The 20,699-nt window shown below is 59.5% G+C and carries 21 protein-coding genes; 15 read left to right on the top strand and 6 right to left on the bottom strand.

Annotation, left to right across the window (positions count from 1 at the left end; all coding sequences use genetic code 11):
* Positions 1–449 precede the first annotated feature (449 nt).
* The 3 genes from psbZ to NW804_RS06045 all read right to left on the bottom strand — a co-directional run bounded on the left by psbZ (position 450) and on the right by NW804_RS06045 (position 2,204).
* Positions 450–635: a photosystem II reaction center protein PsbZ gene (psbZ, locus tag NW804_RS06055; RefSeq protein ID WP_414409653.1), complete on the bottom strand. Its 186-nt coding sequence runs from the start codon at positions 633–635 to the stop codon at positions 450–452.
* 152 nt (positions 636–787) lie between these two features.
* Positions 788–1,480, bottom strand: coding sequence for a queuosine precursor transporter (locus NW804_RS06050; RefSeq protein ID WP_414405393.1), 693 nt, complete (start codon positions 1,478–1,480; stop codon positions 788–790).
* Entirely contained in the window at positions 1,473–2,204 is a 732-nt protein-coding gene (locus tag NW804_RS06045) for a response regulator (RefSeq protein WP_414423111.1), read from the bottom strand. Before NW804_RS06045 ends, NW804_RS06050 begins: the two co-directional genes overlap by 8 nt.
* Positions 2,205–2,360: 156 nt before the next feature.
* Between NW804_RS06045 and NW804_RS06040 the strand changes: the two genes are divergently transcribed.
* The 14 genes from NW804_RS06040 to bchM all read left to right on the top strand — a co-directional run bounded on the left by NW804_RS06040 (position 2,361) and on the right by bchM (position 16,978).
* Complete coding sequence (locus NW804_RS06040; protein WP_414423110.1) at positions 2,361–3,479, top strand: class I SAM-dependent methyltransferase; 1,119 nt, start codon at positions 2,361–2,363, stop codon at positions 3,477–3,479.
* Positions 3,480–3,623: 144 nt separating this feature from the next.
* On the top strand, positions 3,624–4,079 hold the full coding sequence (locus NW804_RS06035; RefSeq protein WP_414423109.1) for a hypothetical protein: 456 nt from the start codon (positions 3,624–3,626) through the stop codon (positions 4,077–4,079).
* A 72-nt stretch (positions 4,080–4,151) separates the two neighbouring features.
* The gene (locus NW804_RS06030) at positions 4,152–4,496 is read left to right on the top strand and encodes an MgPME-cyclase complex family protein (protein ID WP_414393331.1); all 345 of its coding nucleotides are present in this window, start codon (positions 4,152–4,154) and stop codon (positions 4,494–4,496) included.
* 222 nt (positions 4,497–4,718) lie between these two features.
* Positions 4,719–6,248 carry an MFS transporter gene (locus tag NW804_RS06025; protein ID WP_414409649.1) on the top strand — a complete coding sequence of 510 codons (1,530 nt, stop codon included), beginning with the start codon at positions 4,719–4,721 and terminating at the stop codon, positions 6,246–6,248.
* Between the two features lie 236 nt (positions 6,249–6,484).
* Positions 6,485–7,657 (top strand): glycosyltransferase family 4 protein, encoded by a 1,173-nt coding sequence (locus NW804_RS06020; protein WP_414423108.1) that lies wholly within the window; start codon positions 6,485–6,487, stop codon positions 7,655–7,657.
* A 336-nt stretch (positions 7,658–7,993) separates the two neighbouring features.
* Positions 7,994–9,448 carry a PP2C family protein-serine/threonine phosphatase gene (locus tag NW804_RS06015; RefSeq protein WP_414423107.1) on the top strand — a complete coding sequence of 485 codons (1,455 nt, stop codon included), beginning with the start codon at positions 7,994–7,996 and terminating at the stop codon, positions 9,446–9,448.
* A gap of 82 nt (positions 9,449–9,530) precedes the next feature.
* Positions 9,531–9,803, top strand: coding sequence for a hypothetical protein (locus tag NW804_RS06010; RefSeq protein WP_414409647.1), 273 nt, complete (start codon positions 9,531–9,533; stop codon positions 9,801–9,803).
* A gap of 77 nt (positions 9,804–9,880) precedes the next feature.
* Positions 9,881–11,290, top strand: coding sequence for an argininosuccinate lyase (gene argH, locus NW804_RS06005; RefSeq protein WP_414423106.1), 1,410 nt, complete (start codon positions 9,881–9,883; stop codon positions 11,288–11,290).
* Positions 11,291–11,386: 96 nt separating this feature from the next.
* Positions 11,387–11,665 (top strand): hypothetical protein, encoded by a 279-nt coding sequence (locus tag NW804_RS06000; RefSeq protein WP_414423105.1) that lies wholly within the window; start codon positions 11,387–11,389, stop codon positions 11,663–11,665.
* A gap of 280 nt (positions 11,666–11,945) precedes the next feature.
* The gene (locus tag NW804_RS05995; protein WP_414409645.1) at positions 11,946–12,140 is read left to right on the top strand and encodes a hypothetical protein; all 195 of its coding nucleotides are present in this window, start codon (positions 11,946–11,948) and stop codon (positions 12,138–12,140) included.
* A gap of 310 nt (positions 12,141–12,450) precedes the next feature.
* A complete protein-coding gene (wecB, locus tag NW804_RS05990; protein ID WP_414423104.1) occupies positions 12,451–13,587 on the top strand; it encodes a non-hydrolyzing UDP-N-acetylglucosamine 2-epimerase in 1,137 nt (378 codons plus the stop codon).
* 463 nt (positions 13,588–14,050) lie between these two features.
* Positions 14,051–15,160, top strand: coding sequence for a cell division protein FtsZ (ftsZ, locus tag NW804_RS05985; RefSeq protein ID WP_414423103.1), 1,110 nt, complete (start codon positions 14,051–14,053; stop codon positions 15,158–15,160).
* A gap of 49 nt (positions 15,161–15,209) precedes the next feature.
* Positions 15,210–16,187, top strand: a complete 978-nt coding sequence (locus NW804_RS05980; RefSeq protein ID WP_414423102.1) for a D-alanine--D-alanine ligase — start codon at positions 15,210–15,212, stop codon at positions 16,185–16,187.
* 125 nt (positions 16,188–16,312) lie between these two features.
* Positions 16,313–16,978, top strand: coding sequence for a magnesium protoporphyrin IX methyltransferase (gene bchM / locus NW804_RS05975; RefSeq protein WP_414393348.1), 666 nt, complete (start codon positions 16,313–16,315; stop codon positions 16,976–16,978).
* A gap of 118 nt (positions 16,979–17,096) precedes the next feature.
* Here bchM and NW804_RS05970 read toward each other — a convergent pair whose 3' ends face one another.
* The 3 genes from NW804_RS05970 to NW804_RS05960 form a co-directional block, all read right to left on the bottom strand.
* Positions 17,097–17,843 carry a peptidylprolyl isomerase gene (locus tag NW804_RS05970; RefSeq protein WP_414409640.1) on the bottom strand — a complete coding sequence of 249 codons (747 nt, stop codon included), beginning with the start codon at positions 17,841–17,843 and terminating at the stop codon, positions 17,097–17,099.
* A 15-nt stretch (positions 17,844–17,858) separates the two neighbouring features.
* Positions 17,859–18,056 carry a hypothetical protein gene (locus NW804_RS05965; RefSeq protein WP_414423101.1) on the bottom strand — a complete coding sequence of 66 codons (198 nt, stop codon included), beginning with the start codon at positions 18,054–18,056 and terminating at the stop codon, positions 17,859–17,861.
* A 662-nt stretch (positions 18,057–18,718) separates the two neighbouring features.
* A complete protein-coding gene (locus NW804_RS05960; RefSeq protein ID WP_414393354.1) occupies positions 18,719–19,630 on the bottom strand; it encodes a DUF1517 domain-containing protein in 912 nt (303 codons plus the stop codon).
* Between the two features lie 205 nt (positions 19,631–19,835).
* On the opposite strand from NW804_RS05960, the gene NW804_RS05955 reads away from it, so the two are divergent.
* Positions 19,836–20,687, top strand: coding sequence for a Cof-type HAD-IIB family hydrolase (locus NW804_RS05955; RefSeq protein WP_414420325.1), 852 nt, complete (start codon positions 19,836–19,838; stop codon positions 20,685–20,687).
* Positions 20,688–20,699: the final 12 nt, after the last annotated feature.

Below are 20,699 nucleotides of genomic sequence, written 5' to 3'. Positions count from 1 at the left end.
TATACAACGCTGGACAAAAGCGGACTTTTGCTCCAGGTTGACGCTTTCTTCCTGCTTCCACGACCCGTAGCTAGTGGCAGAGTCCACCCCTACCACCCCGCCAGAGGGATCTCCACAGGCGTCACTTCCCCGCGAGCTGCAGGTAGGTGCTCCTTGCCCACCTAAGGCACACAGGCTAAAGACGGATCCAACTTTAGCCTAGGCAAAGTGCCTACCAGAAAAGATGTACCCGCAAGCCTACTAGCTCAGCCCATCTACGTCAAGACAGGAGGTTGGCTATGCCACAAAGTGGCTGATTGTCCAGTGAATCAAGGACCAGAGGAGAGCCCTTCTAACAAGAGCGCCCAGAGCCCAGTCGGGTGCGGGAATGCGCAGTTTTTTCGCCGCCCTAATGCCCTACAACATCTAGAAGCTTGGGGGATGGGTGTCGAAGGATCCCGCTGGAGGGATCACTTCAAGAAACTAAGTACCCCCACCCCGAGTACCATCAGCACCCAGAGCAGGGATCCCACCAAAAGGACATTCTTGGCCCGGCTCCAGTCGCTGGCCGAGCTAAGGAGCACCGGCACCGCCACCACCAACAGCAAGCTGTAGAGCACCAGCACCAACAGAGCGATTTGGAAAATGAGCATCATCTTTACGGATCCCTCCCAAAGGTTCTGTTTTGGATAAAAGCTCCCAGCAACAGCGGGCGACTACTCACTGCGCACCGGCAGCAGGGTAGATAGGATCTGACTATACCAAAACTGGGGCCCCTCCCTCTGGCCCGCCTGGCAAGGGAGCAGCTTTATTTGGATACAACCTGGATTCGGAAAGGGTTGAAGTCCGTTGCCACGTCAAAGTAGTCCTCCTGCTCCTGCTGCTTCAGCCAGCCAGTGATGGCATAGGTAAGGGGCGTACAGGCCACTTCGACACCACACTTGAACACGTAGTTAGAGAGGATGAGGCTCACTAGGTTCGGAAAAACTCCCCAGAAGGCAATGAGAATGAACAGGCCCGTATCCACTGCTTGGCCCACCAGGGTCGAGCTGATGGTGCGCGTCCACAACCAGCGTCCCCGGGTCCACACCTTCAGGCGCGCCAGCACATAGGCATTGGCAAAGCTGCCGCTCCAGTAGGCAATTAGGCTGGCCAGCACGATACGGGGGGTAAGGCCGAGGATCTGGTCGTAGGCTTCCTGGTGGGGCCAATCAGGGGCTGCCGGCAGGGATCCCACGATCATCAAGGTCACGGACATCAGGGCTGCCGAGAAAAACCCCAGCCAGATCACCCGCCGCGAGCGAGCATAGCCGTAGACCTCGGTGAGGATGTCGCCGAAAATGTAGCTGAGGGGGAAAAGAATGGTGCCGCCATCGAAGGTAAAGGGCCCCAAGAGCACGATCTTGGCCGAGGCGATGTTGGAGATGAGCAGCACCGCCACGAACAGGGCCGTCACCGCATCCAGGTGTCGGTAGGCGCGCTCAAAGCTTTGCTCAGCCATCAAGACCCCCCAACAGTTTACGGATATGCCGCAGCTCTTTGACGATTAGGGCTAAGCCCTGGCTGTGCCGTTCCACTTCGCTGGTGAGCTTACGGATTTGCTCTTCTAGGTTAGCGCTGTGAGACTCCTGACGATCTAGGCGCTGGTTGAGGTTGGCAAGCCGCGTCACTACTTCCCGCTGGATCAGGTTTTCCGTACCTTGGATAAGCAGCGTCTCGATGGCGGTGAGCTTGTTCAAGAGCAACTGGGTGTTGGTTTCCGATCCCGCTTCCGCTGCCGCCGCAGGAGTCACCTGCAGGGCCTTTTGGATTTGAGCCAGAAGAGTCTCCGCTTCAAACGGCTTTTCGATAAAATCGAAGTCGACAAAAGGCTCAGGGATGCGGGCCGTTACTTGTTCCTTCATCCCCGACATCATGATAACGGGGGTATTTTTCAGACTGTCTTCGCGGCGGATGGCTTGGAGGGTGTCGTAGCCATCCATCTTGGGCATGACAAAATCCAGCAGGATCAGGTCGGGGTGATGCTTTTTGGCGACCTCCAAGCCCGTCGGTCCGTCTTTGGCCTCCAGCACCTGGAAATGGTCAGCCAGGATGCTGGCCACCATCTTGCGGATCATGATGCTATCGTCAATGACCAACACCGTTTTGGTCGTCATGGCTTTTCCCATCAGTTCAGCCTGATCTGCCCCTTCCTTGAGCTCAGGAGGCAAGTGGAAACCCACCATTAGAGTACTCTCCTGCTTGGCGGAGGTTGTGCTCAGGGATCCAATTTGCCGGCTTCTCTTGCCGCCTAGCGGTTGTCGGCCCACCCTGGCCGCCTTGCTATAATCTACTATCGCATTGTAAACAAACGTTAAGAACCCGTTTGCACTGGCAGGGTCATGAGCTTCCAGTTAAGCCCCGAGCTGTCGCTGCCTATCCCATCGCCGGTGGGGGAGGCTGCTTACCGTGCCTTTCAGTGGGGCAAAAACCTCTTCGGCTTTGCCCACAAGGTCCTCTCCACCCAAGCTGCCGAACTGATGCTCTCTGCCCTCAGGGAGCTGCAGAGCTTTGTCTCCGGCAAGCCTCTGCCACCGCGGGAGCGGGTGAAGGTGAGCGCAGCTACTTTGCAGGAGTTGCGGGCTCGCTACGAGCGACTTCTAGAAGTTGATTGGCAAGATGCGGAAGCAGGCTACTACCCTCACGCGCTTCTCTTCGACAACCCCTGGCTGGACTTTGCCCGCTATTACCCAGCGGTGTGGTTGGAACTGCCCCAGATTGCCCGACGGGTACACGGCCGGCGCTACCAAGAGTTTTCTCCAGACATCTCCACAGAGGGCTACCCAAAATACTACCTTCAGAACTTCCACTACCAAACCAACGGCTACCTGAGCGATCGCTCGGCTGAGCTCTACGACTTGCAGGTGGAGTTGCTGTTTGGGGGTACGGCGGATGCGATGCGGCGACGGGTGATCCGCCTGCTCAAGGATGCCCTCGATCCCAACCTATCTGCTCCCCACATCCTCGACGTAGCCTGTGGCACAGGGCGGATGCTGCGCCTTTTGCGGGGATCCCTGCCCAAGGCGGCGCTGTATGGCTTGGATCTTTCTCCTGCCTATCTGCGCAAGGCCAACCGGCTGTTGCAGGAGTTGCCCGGGGAGCTGCCGCAGCTTATTCGCGCCAACGCCGAGGCCATGCCCTACGCTGACGCTTTCTTCGATGCAGTTGTCAGCGTTTTTCTTTTCCACGAGCTGCCTGGCCCGGTTCGGCAAAACGTCATCAACGAGATCAGCCGGGTGGTGAAGCCAGGGGGCGTGGTTGTCGTCTGCGACTCGGTGCAGCTGCTGGATTCGCCGGAGCTGGAGGAGACGATGGAAGCTTTTGCGCAAACCTTCCACGAGCCCTACTACCGCGACTACATCCGCGACGATCTGGGAGCGCGCCTGCAGCGGGCAGGCTGTGAGGTGTTGCGCCGAGAAACCCACTACGTTAGCACTTACCTCTTGGCCCGTAAGAGTTGAGCGCCCTTGCCAAAAGCTCAAGAAGAGATTCGCAGTAGTCTACCTAGGGGTATAGTAGTAGCAGGCACCAAACTTGATACGAAGCCAGGCCACCGAGCCCTTGGGCGGGAAGGTGGTTGGTATCCATATCCTTTACTTAGGCTCATGTCTCCTCCCTATGGATCCCTCCGTGCCGGCATCACTGCACTGAAGCAGGAGCGCTACCTAGAGGCGATCAACCTTCTTGAGTCTTTCTGCTACTGCTGCTCGATTCAAGGGAGCTCGCCGCGCCAGGGGGAGCGCAGTAGCTCCAGGGTAAGCTCGGAGGAATGTGCTCTGGCTCGAGTGGCCCTGGTCATAGCCTATCAGGGCAGTGGCGACTTGGAGCGATCGACAGCCCTCTGCCAGGAGCTGCTGGAGCAGGGGGAGACTCCTTCAACTCCCCCCTGGGCACGGGAATGGGCAGCGCAGGCTCTTGCTACCCTCAAGCAGGCAGCAGAACACCCTATGCCCCCTGAGGAGGTGATGGCACGGTTGCCTGTCCTCCAGCAGTTGGAGGCCTGTCAGCCTCGCTGTAGCTCTCGCGACCCGGCCCCCTATCTGCTCAAGGCCACCCACTGACTGGCTGAATTTAAGAAGCTGGACTTTGGCAGCTAGGTTCTATCCTTTTCGCAGTAGGAAAGCTCCGAAAGTATGCCTGCCACTGAGCCCACTACCTATCACTTCATCGTTGGCAGTCTAGATTTTTTGCGGTCTGAACCTCTGGAGGAGGTGCTGGAGGAGCGTCGGCGACATTACGCGGAGCAGCATCGCCCCATTGATTTCCACTGGGTGCCCCAGCCAGCTTTCATGGAAGCTCCCGAGTTAAAACCCCTGCGCAACAAGTTGAAGGAGCCGCTGGGGGCAGTGGTCTCGACTAACGAGAATTTCATTCGCTGGCTGGCGGTGCGCCTTGGCTTTGTGGAAAAGGGCAGCTTTGTGGCCCCCAGTGAGTCGATTCCGGATCCCTTGCGCTCCCTGTCGTTGTCGGAAAGCTGAGAGGCTTGTCCCCATTGCTGCCTTGGCACCTTGCTGCGCCCAGAAGGACAAGCTGGGCAGCGAGGGGTAAGCTGCCCTAAAGGTGGCCGGAGAGGCGGGTTTGATTGCAGGCTAGGTCAAAATTTAAGATTAGGGCTTAGGGCACCTCTCCCGCCCCAGCAGCAGCAAGGCTGTCGGGCAGCAGGAAAGGTGGGGGAGGGAGATAGGCTGGGCGGGGGCACCATGACTTGGGAACAACGAAGGGACTGGCTGCAAGAGGGAGCGGAGCTCTACTTAGTGTCAACAGCGGCTATGGAGACGCTGAAGTCAGAGGAGCTGGGTTCTCCCCTTGAGCCGATAACAAGCCCTGCCTCTAGCTTGCCAGGGGGCCCAGCCGGGGATCCCTTGCCAGAGCCGCCTCCCGAGGATCCCAAAGAGAACAGCCCAACGGAGAAGCTAGAACAGGCGGATCCCCCTTTCTCAGGGACAGGCCTGGGAAACTTCGCGGCTGTGCTGGGCCGACGCAATTTCCTGCTGCTGTGGATGGGGCAGGTGTTTTCCCAGCTGGCCGACAAGGTGTTGTTGGTGCTGCTGATTGGGGTGACCTCCAAGCGGTTTCAGCCAGAGGGGGCTTCCATCAGCGGCTGGGTAGCGGCGGTTATGCTGGCCTTTACCCTGCCGGCAGTGTTGTTGGGCAGCTTGGCAGGGGTATTCGTGGATCGCTGGCCTAAGAAGGCCGTGCTGGTGCTCTCCAACGTGGTGCGCGGCATCCTAGTGCTGCTGCTGCCGCTGCTGCTCTGGCTGACGGCGGGGCGTGACCTTTGGCCAGGGATCCCTTTGGGCTTTGGCGGGCTGCTGCTGATTAGCTTTGCCGTCTCTGTCTTGACCCAGTTTTTTGCCCCTGCCGAACAGGCCACTCTGCCGCTAATCCTGCCCAGGCGGGAGCTGTTGGCGGCCAACTCCCTCTACACTACGACGATGATGGCTTCGCTGGTTGTCGGCTTTGCCATTGGCGAGCCGCTGTTGACGCTGGCGGATCGTTGGGTGCGCGCCTGGTTGCCTGGCTGGGAGGTGGGGCCAGAGCTGTTGGTGGGGGGAGCCTACCTTTTGGCGGGATCCCTGCTGCTGCTGTTGCAACCGCACGAGAAGCTAGACTCCCGCTCCTGGGAAGCTCCCCATCTCTGGGAAGATCTCAAGCTGGGCCTACAGTACATCGGGCAAATGCCCCTGGTCCGCGCAGCCCTGCTGCAGATGGTGGTGCTCTACTCGCTGTTTGCAGCGCTGGCGGTCTTGGCAGTGCGGATGGCGGAGGTGATGGCGGAGCTGGAAGCCGATCAGTTTGGAGTGTTGCTGGCTGCTGCCGGTCTAGGCATGGGGATTGGCGCCTTTTGGGTAGGGCACATAGGCCGAGGAGTAAGCCGTCGGGCCTGGAGCGGGCTGGGATCCCTCCTGCTGTCTCTGGCGCTGGTGGCTTTGTCGTGGACAGAGAGGAAGCTGTTTCCCAGCTTAGCCTGGATTGCCCTGCTGGGCTGTGGAGGGGCTTTGGTGGCGGTGCCGATGCAAACTCTGCTCCAGGAGGAAACTCCTGAACATCTGCGGGGCAAGGTGTTTGGGTTGCTCAACAATGCCGTTAACATTGCCCTCAGCTTGCCGCTGGTGTTGACAGGGGTAGCGGAAACCTATCTGGGCCTTTCCTGGACGTTTCTTGCCCTGGCAGTCTTAAATGCGTCGGCAGGAATGTACTTCTGGAGTTTGTTGAATAGAGAGGCTTGACTTCTTCGCCAGCTCTAGCTATGTTGCTCCTTCCCAGCAGCGGTGCCGGCCTCCCCAAGCCCTCCGCGCCGCTGACGGCAGTGCAAGGCAGAGCTTAGGAGCAGCCCCATAGCTACGCGCCGTCCTGCTGTCGGGCTGCTGCTAGCTTTCCCCCGCCAGGCAGCAAGCAAAGCGAGGATCCGCGTCTGCTAACCTTATGGGAGGTTTAACCGTTCTAGCAGCGTAGGGATCCACCCATGCACATTGCCTGGATAGGCAAGAAAACACCCTTTTGTGGCAACGTCACCTACAGCCGCGAGGTAACCAACGGCCTTTTGGAGCGGGGCCATCAGGTGAGCTTTTTCCACTTCACCAACGAAGAGGCCGCCGCTGAGGGGGGATCCCGTCCGGGGAGCAACTGGCGTGCCGAGCTGGAGGGGCGGGATGTCTCTCTGCCCTGTCTCTACAAGTCGCAGATCTACACGATCCCGGCTCCCAACGCCCGGCGGTTGCTGGAGCAAGCCCTGCGGGAATTGCAGCCGGATTTGGTGCATGCTTCTTTGACCATTTCGCCCATTGATTTTGCGTTGCCGGAGATCTGTGCTGAGCTCAACCAGCCCCTAGTGGCCACTTTCCACCCAGCTTTTGACCGACGGCGGCGCAACATCGCCTCCCGCACCCAATACTTGGCCTATCAGCTCTATGCCCCCTGTTTGGCCCACTACGATCGCACCATCGTCTTCTCGGAAACGCAGCGCCAGGTCCTGGTCAAACTGGGGGTGGGCAGCGAGCAGGTGGTGGTCATTCCCAATGGCGTCGATGTTGACAAGTATTCGCCGGGGCCCTCCACCCTCAAGCAACGGCTAGGGCTAGAGCGGGTCTTCGTCTACCAAGGGCGGATCTCGCCGGAAAAGAATGTCGAGGCCCTGCTCAAAGCCTGGAAGCAGGCTCAAATGGGGGAAAAGTGCGGCCTGCTCATTGTGGGGGATGGACCCCTGCTCAATACCCTCAAGCCCTTCTACACCCGCCAGCACGGGATCTACTGGCTGGGCTATGTTGCCGACGAGCAGGAGCGCATTGAGATCTTGCGGGGATCCGACGTGTTCATTCTCCCCTCCTTGATCGAGGGGCTGTCTTTGTCGCTGTTGGAGGCGATGGCCTGTGGGGTAGCGGCGGTGGCCACTGACGTCGGCGCCGATGGCGAGGTTCTGGCAGACGGAGCCGGGATCCTGTTGGATCCAAGCCGAGTGACGGTGGAGCTGCAAACGCTATTGCCCCTCTTGCGGGATCAGCGGGAGTTTACCCAACTGCTGGGAATGAAAGCCCGCCAACGGGTTCTGGAGCGCTACACCCTCAGCCACAACCTCAGCCTCCTAGAACAGCTCTACCGAGAGGTGTGTCAGGGATCCCGTCAGCCCAAAAGGGCGTAGCCGCCAATAACCTCGACAACATCTCGACAACATTAACTCAAGCAGAGCTCTTGGGAGAAGACGGGGTAGAGCCTGTGCTATCTTTGCTAGACTGCATCGTTATGTTTCTGAGGGATTGGCTCTACCTTCCCCATGGAGGAGCACAGCCCGCAAAAAGCTTTACCGGCCCAGCCGCCCGCCGGGCGGGCAGGTTTGTCCTGGTCGGACTCCTTGCTTCCTCCCAAAGTTCTGCCTGCCTCGCTGCCGTCCACAACCGACCCGAGCACTCCCAGCTCAGGGCAGGAGGATCCCCGCTCTAGGCTTGGCACTGCCAAGGAGAAGGAGCCGCCAGCCCTCTTGCCCAGTCGGGCCAACAAAGCTGAAGTGGGGGCAGACCAGCAGTCGATGCTGTACTTGTTGGGAGGATTGGCTTTTGCCCTGCGCTCCTTCAATAACCTCAACCAGATCCTGGAGTTCACGGCTTTTGTGGCCAGCCAACTCACTGGGGCTGAGGGGGGAGCGCTGGTGTTGTTTAACCCCAACGGCACTATTCAACTGGATCAACTGCACTGTTTCGATCTCGAGCGCCGCGAGCAGATTCGCGCCGAGATGGAGCAGATTGCCCAGGCCCTATCGGCTCAGGAGCCTCTTCTCAAACTAGAGGGATCCCTGGCGGTGAAGATCCCAGCTCTTGAACATCTTCTGGACGAGCGTCTGCGCCAGAGCCTGGGGCCGGATGGGCGCCTATTTGGCACGCCGCTGTTGATCCGTAACTCTGTCCAGGGTCGCTTGTACGTCTTCAGCCGCCAGCCCAACTACCACTGGACCGAGCCTCGCCAGCAACTTTTGCGCCTAGTGGCTGACCAAGCGGGTGTAGCCATCGAGAATGAGCGCCTGCGGACAGCCTTGCGCCGCAGAATGGCCCTGGAAAAAGAAATGGAGATCGGCTCCTACATCCAGACCCAACTGTTGCCCCGCCAATACCCCCAAGTTCGGGGCATTCGACTGGCAGCCCGCTGCCGCGTAGCCAGCAAAGTGGGGGGCGACTACTACGATTTCATCAAGATCCCGAAGGGGCCTGCCTCTGCAGAGCCGGCCAGCAACCGGGTGGAACCGCCTGAGCCCTCCGCAGACTCTCGCCTAGCGATTGTCATTGGGGATGTCATGGGCAAAGGTGTACCTGCCGGGCTGCTAATGAGCATGACCCGCGCCATGGTGCGGGCAGAAGCTCTTAACGGCCACTCGCCGGCCCGCGTTCTCCAACATCTCAATCGGGCCATGTACAGCGATCTCAAAAACTCCAGTCGCTTTATCAGCCTGTTTTACTCGGAGTACGATCCCTGCTCCCGTCGCCTGTGCTTTGGCAACGCCGCCCACAACCCTCCCCTCTGGTGGCAGGCCCGCACCCGTGAGATTCAGCCTTTGGATACAGAAGGGGCGCTGATTGGCTTGGAGGAGCACAGCCAATACTCAGAAAGCTGTGTGCAACTGCAGCCAGGAGATGTTGTAGTCTACTACACCGATGGCTATATTGAGGTTGCCAATACCCGCGGGGAGCGGCTGGAGACTGCCGGTCTAATGGATGCTATCCAGCGGGCTGCCAGCTGCTACGAGTCGCCAGAGGAGATCCTGGAAAGTCTCTTTGCGCAGATGGATGCTTTCCGAGGCCGCCAGGGAGTCCACTTTGTTGTCCCAGAGCCAGCGGTGGAGCTAGAGCTCCTGTTCCGGGAGGAAATTTCCCTGCGACCTATGCCGGTGGACGATACCACCCTGGTGGTGCTGAAGGTGTTGCCGGAGCCTGAGGCCGCCTAGCTCCAGAAGGTCTGTAGTTGGATGGCCAAGGGTAGGGCTACCGTTTGCGCTAGTGGGACGGAACCTCACCTGCCCTAGTGTGATGTGCAGAGTTTACAGTACTCTCTACCTAGGGGAATTTGTCCGTCTTTACTTGAGCTTTACCGGAGGTATGGGCATGAACTTCACTTCCTCTTACCTGCCAGCTCCGCCCGCCTTGCAGACAAAGGCCATCGTTGCCCAGGTGTTCCGCCAAGATGTGCTGGGCGATATCCGCAAAGGTTGGAACAACTTTGTGGAATCAGGCCAAATTTGGGCGCTTCTGATAGGGCTGGTGGCGGGCTACATGCTCAAGAGCATCACCAGCTCCCACTAAGGCTAGGTGGGCTTTGGCAGGGGTCTTCTAGCCGTTGCAAGGCAGGCTTTTGTTTCCACGGCAGTCATCTGGTTCCTATGCCTGAGCCAACCTCACCTTCCACCCCCCGTCCCTGGAGCAGCCGCTTCGAGGGATCCCTACACCCCCAAATTGCCCGCTTCAACGCCAGCATAGGCTTTGACATTCGCCTTTTGCCCTACGATGTGGCCGGATCCCTGGCCCACGTGCAGATGCTGGGGGCATGCGGCATCCTGAGCCGGGAAGAGGCGGAGCAAATCCGGCAAGGGCTGGAGCAGATCCAGAAAGAGGCAGCCGAGGGGAGTTTTCAGCCTGACCCAGAGGCTGAAGATGTCCACTACGCCGTCGAGCGCCGGCTGGTAGCGTTGGTAGGGGAGGTGGGGAAAAAGCTGCACACCGGCCGCTCCCGCAACGACCAAGTGGCCACCGACTTGCGCCTTTACCTGCGGGATCAAATTGACGTCATCCGCCATTCTCTCTGGGAGCTGCGAGGGGTTTTGCTGGAGTTGGCTAGCCAGCACGTGGAGACAATCCTGCCCGGCTACACTCACCTGCAGCGGGCCCAGCCCGTTAGCCTAGCCCATCACCTTTTGGCCTACGAAGAGATGTTCTGGCGGGACTGGCAAAGGCTGGGGCGAGTGCGGGAGGAGGTCAACGTCTGTCCCCTGGGATCCGGGGCGCTAGCCGGTACTTCCCTGCCCATCGACCGGCAGTTTGTTGCTCATCTGCTGGGGTTTGAGCGCATCAGTGCCAACAGCCTGGATGCAGTGAGCGACCGCGACTTCCTCGTAGAGTTCCACGCCGCCGCCAGCTTGATCATGGTTCACCTTAGCCGCCTCTCCGAAGAGATCGTCCTCTGGGCCTCGCAGGAGTTTGGCTTTGTCACCCTCACTGATACCTGTGCTACCGGCTCTAGCCTTATGCCCCAGAAGAAAAACCCCGACGTGGCAGAACTGGTGCGGGGCAAAGCCGGGCGGGTGTTTGGGCATCTGCAAGCCCTCCTGGTTACCCTCAAAGGGCTGCCCCTGGCCTACAACAAAGACTTGCAGGAGGACAAGGAGGGGCTTTTTGATACTGTCGATACTGTCAAAGCCTGCCTAGAGGCGATGCGGATCCTCCTGCGAGAAGGGATCCAGTTCCAAACCCAACGCCTGGAGGCCGCGGTGCAGGCAGACTTTTCCAATGCCACCGATGTAGCCGACTACCTGGTGCGCAAAGGAGTGCCTTTTCGCACTGCTCACGACCTGGTGGGGCGGATTGTGCGCACCTGTCTTGCGGAAGGGATCCTGTTAAAGGATTTGCCCCTGGAGCGCTGGAAAAGCTTTCACCCGGCCTTTGAGGAGGATATCTTTACGGCCATCGATCCCCGTCAGGTTGTGGCTGCGCGGCTTAGCCCCGGGGGAACCGGTTTTGCCGCAGTGCGGCAGGCCCTGCAGCGAGCCCATGCCCGCCACCAGCAACCAGACTAGCGTAAACTCTGGCTCAGCCCACCCTAGGAAGAGCTCCATATTGGAGGCAGGATGCAATTCTAAGCCACCTCCCTGCCCCCCTTTGCTCTGGGGGAAGTGGTAGAAGCCAACACCGCCACCTTTGTGGCCCAGGTCCTTGAGCTGGAACGCCTGGCCTTCCCGACCCTGCCTGCTCTATCTACGGAGTGGTTTGCTATGCAGCCATCACGCCTGTTGACCCAGTTCACCGACCCAGAGCTTTGGGTCTTTCCCCCAACAGCTGCGGGAGCAGCAACCCCAAGTTTTAGCGACTTCCGCGCCGCCATCGCCGGCTTTGTCAGTATCTGCCGCCGCGCCCGTCCCTATTCCTGCTCTGAGGGCAAGATGTGGGAGTAGTTTCTGTACACCCTGCTGCGCCTCAACGGCATTCCCAACAAGGAGTTGGTGGTTGCTGTCATCCGCCAGCCCTAGAGATCGCCACTGGTTAGTGCAGGCAGGGCGGCAGTTGAGCTGGCTGCGGCGGGAGGGTTACGAGCGCCTGAGTGCAATTTTACGAAAGATTGAAGCCTAGGCGAAGAAATATTGAGAACAGCTCTGAATCATGCCGAAATAGCCTCTGAGGATGGTAGCCTGAAACAGACTCTGGGAAACACTCTTTACCTTCTCTTGGGTTGAAATGTCTAACAAGTTTAACCCCTTTGACAAACCCTCCAAGGGTAATTGGGCAGGCCGCACTTTTTCTGCTGCTGTTGGCGCCTCCTTGGCTGCTGGGGTTTGCATAGCTCACGGCAAGCCCCTTCTCTTCTCGCTGCTGGTGGCCACTTGCGCAACGGTGTTTACTCTCATCTGTGACGAAATGGAGTGGATTTAAGCCTAGCAGTAGCTTTGCCTTCTCCCACAGCCAACATTTCTACTATCATTTTGTGCGATAAAAGCTGAAAGAAGATCGTTAAAACCCAACCTAAAGAGAGGGATTCTTGTTCCTCCGCTTCGACTTCGGGGGCTGCAGGATCCCTCTTCATCTGTTCTAGTGGGCGTGTGGAGGTGGAGCTGCCACCAGGTTGCCTGTTGACAGAGCTAAAGTGGGGCAGGTCTTCACGACAAGGGCGGCTATAGTCTCTGTTGAGAACCCTGCCGACCAAAGGCCCTCCGGAGCAGATTAGTCCATTGCCCTTGATCCCATGGCTTCCCCTCCTCTGGTTTCTGTAATCTTGGGTACGCGGCCCGAGGCCATTAAGCTGGCTCCAGTGATCCAGGCCCTGCGGGCCAGTCCCTACCTGCGCACCGAGGTCGTCCTGACGGGGCAACACCGAGAGATGGTGGATCAGGTGATGCGGCTTTTTGGCCTCCAGGCGGACTGGGACTTGGGGATCATGCGGCCTCGCCAAAGCCTAGCTGATATTACCGAAGCCACCCTGCGCGGCCTAGAACCCTACTTGCAGGGGAAACAGCCCCAACTGGTTTTGGTTCAGGGTGACACCACCACAGCCTTTGCTGCCGCCCTGGCTGCTTTTTACCAACGCATTCCCGTGGGGCATGTGGAAGCCGGTCTGCGCACCGACGATCTTTACCACCCTTTTCCCGAGGAGGCCAACCGCCGCCTCATCTCCCAGTTGGCTACCCTCCACTTTGCCCCCACGCCGCAGGCCGTGGAAAACCTCAAGCGCAGCCACGTGGTGGGATCCATCTACTGCACGGGCAACACCGTCATCGATGCCCTACAGCAGGTGGCTTCCCTTGGGATCCCTTGTCCTATCCCCGGCCTAGACTGGGAGCGCTATCGCGTTTTGCTGGTTACCATACACCGGCGGGAAAACTGGGGGGATCCCCTTCAAGCCATTGCCAAGGCTCTCCTGCGACTTTTGGCTGAGTTCCCTGATACGGCTATTCTTTTACCTCTCCACCCCAACCCAGTCGTGCGGGAGCCCCTGCAAGCGCTTTTGGGATCCCAGGAGCGGGTCTTTCTCACTGATCCCTTGGACTATCCCTGCTGGGTAAGCGCCATGCAGCGCTGTACTTTCATTCTCACTGATTCGGGTGGCATTCAGGAAGAGGCCCCTGCCCTGGGCAAGCCGGTGCTGGTGCTGCGGCAAACCACTGAACGCCCCGAGGCGATTGCTGCTGGCACCGCCCGCCTGGTCGGCACCCACCCCGAAAAAATCCTGGAGGCGGCTCGGGAGTTGCTTACCGACCCTCAAGCCTACGCCCGCATGGCACAAGCCAAAAACCCCTTCGGTGACGGCACAGCCGCCCAGCAAATTTGCCGCCTCATCGAGAGTCAGTTCACCTCAAGAGCTAGTATTCTAAGCGGAGATTAGCTTACAGGAAGACACCAGCCTGTTTTAAGGGCAACAGTCTATCTCCTTCAGCTCTATGTACTGTAGAGCATATGGGTTCGTAGGCAAGTTAGCATTCCTAGAAAGCTCAACTTCAAGGGGGGATGCGTAAGTAAAGTAGCGAACATAAAAGAGCCTAGACTATCCCAGTGAGGCCTTTTGGAAGCTGTTACCTGGCAAAAAACGTTTTTAACATTGGCAAAGAAGGGGAGTTGCCTTAGGATCGGCTAGGATGTTTAGCATTGGCTAGGATAATAAAGATATCCTGAGGGCTGATATGCCATCCAGTTGGTCTTATACCTCCTCCCCTCGTCCTGATCAGGGTCTGGAGCAGGCCCACTCAGCTTCCTCCTACTCCAGCAAGCCCTCCACGGGCGAAGGGCTGGCAGCCAACTTTGAAGGGAACGGGGCTCAGACTAAGGCGGCAGGTTATCCAGAGGAAAGCATGCTGAGCAATGCCGCAAAAATCAAGGTCGTGGGGGTGGGGGGAGGAGGTGGCAACGCAGTCAACCGGATGGCAGCTAGTAATCTCAAGGGCGTCGAGTTTTGGAGCATCAACACCGATGCCCAGGCGCTTGCCCAATCCTCAGCGCCAACAGTAAACCGTCTGCAAATCGGGCAAAAGCTAACTCGTGGACTAGGGGCAGGCGGCAATCCGGCCATTGGTCAAAAAGCGGCCGAGGAGTCCAGCGAGGAAATTGCCGCCATTCTCAAAGGGGCAGATCTGGTCTTCATTGCTGCTGGCATGGGAGGGGGCACAGGAACAGGGGGAGCGCCGGTGGTGGCCCAGATTGCCAAGGCTAGCGGCGCCCTGACCGTGGGAGTGGTGACGCGGCCTTTTTCTTTTGAGGGCAAGCGGCGCGCCAAGCAAGCTGAAGAAGGGATCCAAGCCCTGCAGGAGGCAGTGGATACCTTGATTGTAATCCCCAACGACAAGTTGCTCTCGGTAATCTCTGAGCAAACCCCCGTGCACGAAGCCTTTCGCGTCGCCGATGATGTCCTCCGCCAGGGAGTGCAAGGTATCTCGGACATCATTCTCATCCCCGGCATGATCAACGTGGATTTTGCCGATGTGCGCAGCGTCATGGCCGACGCCGGGACTGCCCTGATGGGCATTGGGATGGGATCCGGTAAGTCCCGTGCCCGCGAAGCCGCCATTACTGCTGTGTCCTCTCCCCTTTTGGAAACCTCCATCGAGGGGGCCAAGGGCGTACTCTTCAACATCACGGGCGGACTGGATCTGTCGTTGCACGAGGTAACGGTAGCAGCGGAGATCATCGCCGAGGCTGTAGATCCAGAGGCCAACATTATCTTTGGCACGGTGCAAGACGAGCGCATGCAAGGCGAGGTGCGCATCACCGTTATCGCCACAGGTTTTGACCGCTCGCGATCGGCTGCTAGCCCTCCCGCGGCGAAGACCTCCACCGCTAACTTAGGGGGAACGCGCAAGCCCTCCTCAGAGCCAACCCCTCGGCAGCCCCCTGAGCCTGAGCCCCCGACTTCTGGGGGGTTGGACATCCCCGAGTTTTTACGCCGCCGCCGTCCCACCCTCTAGCCAGGGGAGGGGACAATGCTGCGGAAAGCTTTGGAGGTGGGGAGGAGTCATGAACATTGTTGTACTAGCGGGAGGCCGTTCGGCAGAACGGCAGATCTCCTGGGTAACAGGGAGAGCCTGTAAGCGGGCTCTGGAGGACTTGGGTCATCGGGTCAAGCTCATCGACCCGGAGGAAGATTTGCCCCTGCGTCTCTGGCAGGAACGGCAATCTGGCTGCGACTTCGTCTGGATTGCCCTGCATGGTCCGGGTGGCGAGGATGGTGTGGTGCAGGGGATGCTGGACTGGCTGGGCCTGCCCTACCAGGGATCCGGGCCGCTGGCCAGCGCCCTAGCTATGGACAAGCTGGTCTCCAAGCAGATCTTTCGTGCCGAAGGGGTCCCTACCCCTGACTGGTTGGTCTGGGATGAGGCACAGCCGCTCTCCTGGGCTGAGTGTGCGGCGCGCTTGGGATCGCCGCTGGTGGTAAAGCCCAGCAACAGTGGCTCGACGCTGGGGATCAGCATTGTGCAGGATGAGGAGTCGTTTGCCCAGGGGCTGGAGTTGGCCCGCTCGATCTCAGCGCGGGTTTTCCTGGAGCGCTACATTCCTGGCAAGGAGATTACCCTTGCTATTCTCTCCGGCCAAGTTCTGCCGGCCATTGAGATCATCCCGGCGCGGGGGGATTTCTACGACTACGAAGCCAAGTACGCCCCCGGCGGCTCGCGGCACTTGATCCCCTGTTCCCTCAGCTCGTCAGGATTAGCCCGCTGTGAGGCCGTGGGCCTCGAGGCCTATCGGGTGCTGGGGTGCGAGGGTTTGGCGCGGGTGGATCTGCGGGTGGACGCCGACGAGAACCCCTGGGTGCTGGAGGTGAATACCTTGCCTGGCATGACTCCTACCTCCCTCTGTCCTGAGGCAGCGGCGGCTCTGGGCTGGACGTTTACAGAGCTGGTAGACCGGATCTTGCAAGATGCCCTGCAGAGAGCGGCTGCAACTCGCTCAGCCTTGCCTGCATCTCGGTCTTCTCCGCTGGGTTCGCCAGCCTGATAGGAACGCTGGCTTTCTGGTAGCAGCGCCTCCAAAAGTGGCGGCAGCGGCTTCGGGGTAAAATTGGGCAGAAAGGCCCCCGGCAGAGGGGGTTTCCCTGCAAAGGCAGGGCAGCGGTGGGTTCTATGCAAGAAAAAACCATTGTCCGCAATTATTTCAACACCGTTGGCTTCGAGCGCTGGCGCCGCATCTACGGCGAAGAGGAAGTCAACTTCGTCCAAAAGGACATCCGACTGGGCCATGCCCGCACGATTGAAACGGTGTTGCAGTGGCTGGGGGATCCCTCCGGTTTGCGCATTTGCGATGCCGGGTGTGGGGTGGGCAGCCTTAGCCTGCCTCTGGCTGCTCGTGGGGCGCAGGTGTTTGCCAGCGACATTTCCGAACAAATGGTCAACGAAGCACGTCGCCGGCAGCAGATCGAGCTGGGATCCCTGGACAACCCCCAGTTTCAGGTCTTGGATCTGGAGGAGCTAACGGGGCAGTACGATGTTGTCATCTGCCTGGACGTGATGATCCACTACCCCGAAGCCGACGCCCTGCGCATGCTTAAGCACTTGACCAGCCTGGCCAAGTCCCGCCTGATCTTCAGCTTTGCTCCCAAAAGCCCCTGGCTGACGCTGCTCAAGAAAGTAGGGGAGTTCTTCCCTGGATCCACCAAAACCACCCGTGCCTACCTCCACCGCGAGGCCACCTTGGTCAGCCACCTTGTCGGGTGGGGCTGGAAAGTCCAGCAACGACAAGCCATTCAAACCCGCTTCTACTTCGCCCGTCTGCTCGATCTGGTGCGCTAAATCCGGCGGAGGGGAGCCGATAACTTTTGCAGGACAAGCCGCGCCTTGTCCTACACTTCCCAATCGGGTGTTGGCAACTGGAAACGGCGGCCTCTTGGCCAGGGAACGGTCGGGATCCCTAGTTTGCAGCTGGCTTTGGACTTCCCGGCACCCGCAGCAGCTCCGCCCCTTCGAGTACCCGCGCCGAGCGGATGACATCTCCCACCTGGATGCGCTCCACCCACTCCATGCCACTGGTGACATAGCCAAACACGGCATAGCGCCCATCCAAAATTGGCAGAGCAGAGAGGGCGATATAGAACTGGGAAGAGGCCGAATCCAGAGGGCTGGAGCGGGCCATGCCCACCGCCCCTAAGCGATGGGGCAGAACCAGCTTGCTCAGGGTTACGGGATCCTCGATCAGGGTGTTGTAGCGGGGGTAGGGTTCTCCGCGCACCTGGATTTCCAAAGGGATAGTGCGCAGGCGGTTGCTGCCTGGCTCGGTGGCGCCACCGGTGCCATCCCCTCGGGGATCTCCTCCCTGCACCACAAACGGTTGGGGATCTTTCTCCACCCGATGGAAAGTCAAGCCGTTGTAGAAGCCCCGCTGCACTAAGTCGACAAACTGGCCAGCCGTAAGAGGCGCCGCATCGCCGCGGATCTCCAGAAGCACCCGCCCTAGGCCTTCAGCGGTCTCGATTTCCAGTTCCACCACTGCCTTGCCCTGCAGCTGCGGGCGATCGGCATAGGCTGCCGGGATCCCCTTTGAGGCTTCCGGTGCAGGAGGCATGCTGCGGCAGGCCAGCAGACTGAGACAAACATATCCCAACACGCAGGCAATCCCCGCCCTGCGACGGCTTCCTTTCCCCAGCCTGCCCACTGCCATCTGTGCGCTTCCCTCCTAAATTGACTGAGGTAACCCCAACTGCAGGGTAACGCTGCGGACACCATTGCTCACGGCCACCCCGTGGGCGCTGATGGAGGTGACCCGCCACTCGCCTTTCACCCTCTGGCCAACCGGCACCTGCCGCATCACTTTGTCCACCAAGATCAAGGCCTTGGGAGCGCCTGGATCGTGGATCAACCCCACCAATTTCATCTGCGGCGGTGCTGGAGGCGGAATCCGTGCGGGCGGATTAGACACGCGAGCGGAAGGGGGAGGGCCGGCTGCCAGGGCAACCGGGGGACTGGTGGCCGCTGTCAACCTTGCCGAGGGCGCCTCTGGCTTCTTCCCTCTTGGCTCTTGAGACGGAACCTTTTCAGGCAACTTAGGAGGGTTTTCATCCTTCAAAGCCAAGGAGAGCTCTTGGGCTGGTAGGGAAGCAGAGTAGACAGGCTCAGGCCTCTCGTGGCCGGGATCCCTCGTCGGTACAGAAGCAGCTGGGGAGAAAACCCGTGGCCGAGAGTCCAGGGTCATCCAAAAGGCCAGACCTGCCACCAGCGCGGCTGCCGAAGCCAAGCCCAGCAGCAGTCCACCTCTCGCTGAAGAACGGCGGGGAAGCAAAGGGGGGCGTGTACCCCAATAGGGATACTCCTCCGCCCCCTCTTCCTCTAGGCTTTGCTCCAACTCCTCCAAGAGCTCATCCAGTAGAGAGTCTGCTTGAGTTGTGTAGCTGGACAAGGCCCACGGAGAACAACGGCTCCTGGCTGCTGAAGCATCAAACCCAGACACGGAAACAGGCCCTCCCTACCTTGGACGTCAAGGAGCCCGTGGCTTGAAACACCCCAGCCGCCGACCGCCGTCTCCCTAGCCCAGCGACCTTAGAGGAGCCGCATTTCTGGGTACTCGGTCAACAGCGCCTCTGCCGACAGGGTGTCTCCTTCTAGCTGCGGCGTCCACAGCACCTCGATGGCCACAATCCGCTCGGCAGGGATGGAGGCCAACTGCATCAGCCACTGCCGCAGCTCTGCCACGGACTTAACTACAGGTAGTGTACCTAAGTTACCGCGATACGCAACCAGTAGAGTGACGACCAGGTACTCGCCAACCTCGGGGATCCCGGCAGCCGCCCGCCGCAGAGCTGCTTGAGGAAGCTGCTGGATCTGGTTGTTGCGGTTGGTGAGGGTTTCGGCGCTAAACTTGCTCCGCTCTTGCAAAGAGGCTTGATAGAACAGGGATTCGGCGCGGGAGAGGGGCAGCTTCTCCGCCTCGGCATAGCCATAGGCCCAGTAGTCGCTGTAGCGCATCAAGCCAAGGCTAACCTCTTGCAACAATTGGCTCAGCCCCTCTGGCGACTGGGTATCCGCTTCCAGAGCCAGCGCATTGATCTCCTTTTGCAGTTGGCGGGCGCTGGCCAGTAGGCCCACCTTCACTTGGGCAACGGTTACCTGCGGGTCGCCAACTTCCTCTTCTTCGGCAACAGCCGAGCGCAAGCTGCGCACTAGAAAGCTACCGGCCCCAATCAAGAGCAGCAACGCCAGCAGGCTGCCACCGCCTCCCCAAAACAAGGGCACCACCAGCGGAAAGCCAAACCCCCCGCCATAGCTGGGGTACACGGGAGCCGAGCGAGGGCCGACAGAGCGGGGAGCCGAGAAGGTCGGGGAGCGGAAAGAGCCGCCGCCAATGCGGCCACCGCTGCGCGCCCAGACAGCGCTCACAGGGGCCAAAGCCAGGATCAAAGCCAGGGCAAGAGCCAACAGAGAGCGGCAGGTGCGACCAATTTGTTTCAGCATGTTCACAGTTTATCCATCACAGGGCTAGTCCTTACTCAATTGTAGGCTTTCTCCTCAGGCGCTAGAGGCCAAGGACGCGCTCCGCTTAACCAGCAGCTTGGAGCATTACAGACCATTACAATCTGTAGCGAGCCCCCTAGAGGTGGGCACTAGACCCCTAACCCATGGGCAAATAGGGGCCGGCAGGCGGTCAAGAGGAGGAGCAATGCAAGTGGAAGTGCCAGTTCAAGAGCGATCTCTTCAGCCCTTGGCCCAGAGGAAGATTCGGCTATTGGTGTTGGACATCGATGGCACGCTGGCGGGGCCTTCCAACCAGGTTTCGGAGCCAGTGCGGCAAGCCATTCAAAGGGCCAAAGCCGCAGGCGTGCGGGTGGCCATTGCCACCGGTCGGATGCATTGTTCTGCCGAGCGATTTCACTATGAGATTGGAGCCGATATGCCGCTCTGCAGCTACCAGGGGGCACTCATTCGCGATCCCGATAGCCAAAAGACGTTAAAGCACTGGTGCTTGGACTGGTCGCTGACTGAAGAGTTGTTGCAGCTGCTGCAGGATCTGCCGGTGGGGGTGCACCTCTACATCGACGACCAGCTCTACTTGCGGGAGCTCAACCCCTTGAGCCGCGCCTATGCCGAGCGCTCGCAGGTGCCGTTTCAGATCTTTTCTCCTGCCCAACATGGGCAAAGACCCACCAAGATCCTGGTGGTTTCGGAAGATACGGAGTTTTTGCAGGAACTCCAGAGATCCCTGCGGCAGCGGTATTCTCCCGAGCAGCTCTACCTCACGCGGTCAGAGCCCATTTTCTTGGAAGCCACCCACCCGGCAGTCAACAAGGGCAATGCAGTGCGCTTTTTGGCAGAAGAGGTGTTGGGGGTGTCGGCAGAGCAGGTCATGGCCATTGGCGATGGCGACAACGACATCGAGATGCTGCGGTATGCAGGGATCGGGGTGGCCATGGGGAATGCCTCGCCGGCCTTGCTGCCCTATGCCGATTGGGTTGCCCCTCCTGTTACTGAAGATGGGGTGGCGGTGGCCATCGAGACCTTTATCCTCAACTAGACAGGGAGGCAG

The sequence above is a fragment of the Synechococcus sp. WC10meta genome (assembly GCF_047461475.1).
This window is presented reverse-complemented; position numbering and strand designations above follow the sequence as displayed.